General features: G+C 33.8%; 3 protein-coding genes. All 3 read right to left on the bottom strand.

Going from position 1 to position 4919, the window contains the following annotated elements; all coding sequences use genetic code 11:
* Positions 1–166: 166 nt before the first annotated feature.
* Positions 167–1204, bottom strand: coding sequence for a DUF2931 family protein (locus BBH99_RS09705; RefSeq protein ID WP_073300327.1), 1038 nt, complete (start codon positions 1202–1204; stop codon positions 167–169).
* A 13-nt stretch (positions 1205–1217) separates the two neighbouring features.
* On the bottom strand, positions 1218–2198 hold the full coding sequence (locus BBH99_RS09700) for a DUF2931 family protein (RefSeq protein WP_228390778.1): 981 nt from the start codon (positions 2196–2198) through the stop codon (positions 1218–1220).
* 85 nt (positions 2199–2283) lie between these two features.
* A complete protein-coding gene (locus BBH99_RS09695; protein ID WP_066695032.1) occupies positions 2284–4647 on the bottom strand; it encodes a phospholipase effector Tle1 domain-containing protein in 2364 nt (787 codons plus the stop codon).
* Positions 4648–4919: the final 272 nt, after the last annotated feature.

Here is a 4919-nt window from a genome sequence, read left to right as displayed (position 1 = left end):
ATCAATAAAAAAACATCCGGTGAATGGATGTTTTTATTTTACAGTGATGGTTTTACTCACCTTTTTAAAGCTTTATTGAAAAATAGGAACTGATGTGCTTGACTTTCCTAAGCACCCTCAATAAACCTCATCGAAAATATACTTTTTGCTGATTTTTATATTTATTCTAGCCACCCCAGACTCTTTTCACTTTAAATTTTTCTAAAGCTATCTTTTTATCTTTACATTGTACCACCACTTTAAAATCATTATACATAAAACCAGGAACCAATACAATATCTATAGGCTGCTCAGGAAATGATTTTCTCAATTTGTCAAAAACCTGCAGCATTTCAGCATCATTAAAAATAATTTCTGCATTATATTTGGTAAAATCAAAATTAACATCGTAAGGAATACTATCAGGCTTATAAGCTGCCACTAATTTGGCATCCATTAAAATTTCAGATTCTCCGTTATAATTAATACGATATAATCCTGTAATTTTATCTTTACTATCATAAGGCGCCAGTACAAAACGATAATTATATTTTTCTCTATATCTATCCCATAATCCAAAAGGAATCCCATTCTTTGCAATAGCTGTTTTTGTACTATCAGAAATATTTATTGCATATTTTTTATCAAAAAACTGTTCTTGAGTTTCATCATATTGTGGATGAGGTCTAAATTTATTTTTATCTACAAATATTTCTTCAGCCTTTAAACGACAAACTTCTTTCCTATGATGATTTCCTGATAGCCATGCAACAACCACTCCCCCAGGTGCTGCTCCTATAGTAATTTCATCATAGGTACCCTCTTCCAAAGGAATTTCACCAGTACTATCAGGATTTCCTTCCACCATAAAACCTTCTCTAAACAATTGAAGTATTTTTTCTTTAGGCAAATCAGCATTCACCCGCCAGAATTTTTTCTCTGCATAGCTGACATAAGTCAGATCTAAATGAGACGGAATTCTCCTACCACCCTGACCTGCTTCAACTCCATCATACTGCCAGCTTCCTGTAGTAACTCCAGCTTTAGGGACTCCACAAATCAACTCTTTTTTATCATCAGTCAATACCCCTATATGTACTTCTACAGGGTATTCCTTGGGAGCTGACATTGTTACCATATAAGAAAATTCTTCTTGTATATTCTTATTTTCTTTACTACAATTCTGTAATAAAGACAAAAAGAATATCATACTGATAATCAACATTATATCATTGATCTTAACCACCCCAGATCTTAGCTACTTTTGCTTTTTCCAATTTAATTTTTTCACCACTACATTCTATATATAAAGTAATTTCATTATACATAAATGCAGGTACCAAAACAATATCTACAGGTTTATCAGGATACTTTTGTTTAAAGCTTTCAAATAACTTCATCAGTTCTTTATCATCAAAAAAGATTTCTGTATTGTATTTTGTAAAGGAAATACTTGCATTATAAGGAATGGCTGCCGTCATATACTCGATTTTGGCAAGATCTTGGGGATAATATATTGTTGCTTCTCCATTATAATAGCGTATAGATTCAAAAACTATTTTATCTTTTTCATCATAAGGTTTTAAAGTAAAGCGATATTTGTATTTAGTACGATATTGGTCCCATAAACCAAATGGAATACCGTTTTTATCAATTTCAGTTCTAACACTATCTTTAATCATTATCTTGTAAAGGTCATCATAGAACTGTTGTTGGCTTTCCTTTTTATCCACAAAACCCATAAAATCATTTTTATCCACAAAAACTTCTTTAGCCTGTAGCCTACATATTTCTACTCTATGATGCCCTGCTGACAACCATACAACGATTACACCACCAGGAGCAGCCCCTACTGTAAAGGTATCATAAGTACCCTGTTTAACATCCGTATAAATATTCTGACCGTTAGGAGCCTCCACCAATGAGAAACCTTTTCGGAACTCTTCCAAAATCTTATCCGATGGCAAATCTGCATCTACGGTATAAAATTTTTTCTCCGCATACGCCACGTAGGTAAGATTTAGATGAATAGGAATTTCATTTCCTCCTTGCCCAGCTTCAACACCATCATATTCCCAGCTCCCTGTTGTGTGGCCGGCTTTAGGCATTCCACAAATTAACTTTTTATCTTTATTAGATAGCCAGCCTTCGTGTACTTCTATGGGATATTCCTTGGGCGCTGAGACGGTAACCATATAAGAGAATGCTGCTTCCTTCATATCTTTTTTATCATTTTGTTTTTGCTCTTTTTTTACGCATCCAGATATTATCACAATTGATATGAATGCCCAGATTAATTTTATATTAATGTACATCTCTTTTTCTTTTTCCGTTGACCATATTAGGCTTATTCTTATCTGAAAGGAAAGATCCCCAACTTTCTTCCGAAGAACCATAAGAGGAATTCCAGTGAAGATAATGATATCTTAGTTTTTTAATATCAAAATTATCTTTTTCTACTTCTGCGTCTAATTTTACTTGTCCTTCTTTTTGTCTTTTTTCCCATTCCAACTTATATTGAGTAGCTTGTGGGCTTCCGGCAGCGAACACAATAGGTGGCTCTGTATAAACCTTGGGTTCTACAAATTTTAATGGTGTTCCTCCTTCAAAACTATATTTCCAGTATATTTTTTTTATTTTCTCTAAAAAATTAACGTTATCAGGAACAGGATTATCAGTAAACCTTTTAAATTTTTGTAAAGCAATATCATCAATAGGAACGTCCTTTTTTTTACAAAACTCAGCCATAATATGCAGTGGGATATAACTGTATTGATTACTCACATACTTTTTAGAACCTTGCAATCTATAAAAACTTCTTGCTAAGCTCAACATTAAGCCAGATGTATAAAAATGTATTGACATCTCATCATTCTTAAACCATCCTTTAGCCACAATTTCTTTTTGTAAATCTTCAAGAGGTCCTTTAATTCTTCCAACATCTATTCTATATGGAGTATTACCATCTCCCTCAACATATGCGCCTCCCACATCACAATGCACCCCCGGATAAGTCAGTTCAATACCTCCTTTCTTTCCACTATCTGGAGAAACTTTGGCTACCGAAGAAATATCAACAAGATCAAAGTTATAACGATGTTCATCTGCAGCCACCATATGAACTACATAATTGGCTTTATTAACATCATTTAATCCTAAATCTTTAATATCATTTTTTTGCCTCAATCCGTGATGAGGAACTGTATCATAAATACCAACAAAACGAACATTAATAATAGTTTGGTCATCAAGTAACTTAGCTTCTTTTAACAATTGTCCTAAATAACCGTACCCAGGCATCATCTGGTTGCCATAAGATTGAGGTAATTGATATCCAAATGCATCCCATGCTCTAACATTTTTCATTTCTCCAAACTCATTCGTTGTATAAGTTGTTTCAGCTTTATATGCAGGATATTTTACTACATGTACAAAATGTCTTGCAGCTGCAGCTCCTCTACTAAATCCAAATACATCAAATGTAATTGTTTTTATATAAACATTCATCTGTCCGGTGGACATTTGCTTAATCCTTTTCATTACATCCTCAATACTTTTGCGTACTCTATCTTTAATACCTGCACTTCCCATTCCAAAAGCTGGCCCTTCCATCGCATCATCTTTTTTATAATCATCAACCCCTAAATGATCACCTTGCCCCTTTGGTGCTGAGTTTGTTCCTATCCCTTCTGTATATATTCTAAAAGTCTTTACATTATCTATTGTATAGTTTTTAAATAATATAGCAGGATTGGATAAATCGTTTTCATAGCTACTTTCTTTATATTTTTTATCTCCTTTTTTATCATAAATTTTTTCGGCATCTTCTTTGTTCATCAATAAACCAGTAGTATTTTTTGGTGGCTCTTTTCCAAACTTTTGTTTCAACTCCGTATTATACATATTATTCAGAGTTCCATCAATAAAAACTCCGAAAGTAAATTCCAAACCTGTTTTGTTCTCCTTCTTTACAGAATCCGTTTTTCCCACCACAACAGGATTACTTCCTACATGCGGCGGCACCAGTTTACGGAGTTCATTCTTTACCTGAAGCTGTATTGTATCTTTTACCTGGTTGATTTTATTACTGTAAACTACTTTAGCATAAAACTCGTGAACGCTTTCGTCCACATAATCCATACTGTTGAGCTTTTTCTGGTAAACTTTTATATTATCGAAGGTTATGTAGGCATACCCTTTCTTATCTACATAAGGTTCATAGGTTCCCATGTTTCTTGAGGAATCTTCATCATGTCCATCGACATACTCATCCTCATAAATGGTTACTTTTATTTTATCATTGGCAGGGATATTTTTTGTTTTGATAACCAGTTTTACGGTATCCAAATAGCCTACAATACGTTTTCCGATTCTTTCATTATTGATATCCAACCAATACAGCTCTTCTATAATTGGCATTGCTGCGAGAATCTGCAGGTTGATGAAATAATTCATGTCTTTACCATGCATATCTACCACCGCAGTCAGTTTTACAGTTTTCCCAGCCATAGAAGGATTAAAATTAAAAACCCCGTTGGTATTGGAAGCAAGTACTTTACCTGCATACTCTACCTGCCATTGTTTTACTTTTGGCTTTCCTGTAGCCCCGCTTATGGTATACGTATAATTCTTACTGGCAAGCGGGCGTGTATCTCCTATGATGACCATAATACCTGTGTTTTTTAATTAATTTTCATTCGTTACAGTTTTTTTTTCTGGGAATACAATTTCAGCCTCCCGTTTAATTCATTGACTATCAATATGTAATTTTCGAATACCGGTCAGAAACTGATACAGATGTTAAATGATTATAATAAAAAGATTAGAAAGCAACACGGAATATCTTTTGGTAAATCCCTTCATCCCTTTCTTACAGCTTTCCTCTTTTGGATGATATCCTGCCGGCGCAGAAATAGTATCTTCCTTTTTTGAGGTTTGAA

Origin of the sequence: Chryseobacterium contaminans (genome assembly GCF_001684955.1) — a bacterium.
In the GTDB taxonomy this organism is placed as follows: Bacteria; Bacteroidota; Bacteroidia; order Flavobacteriales; family Weeksellaceae; genus Chryseobacterium; species Chryseobacterium contaminans.
This window is presented reverse-complemented; position numbering and strand designations above follow the sequence as displayed.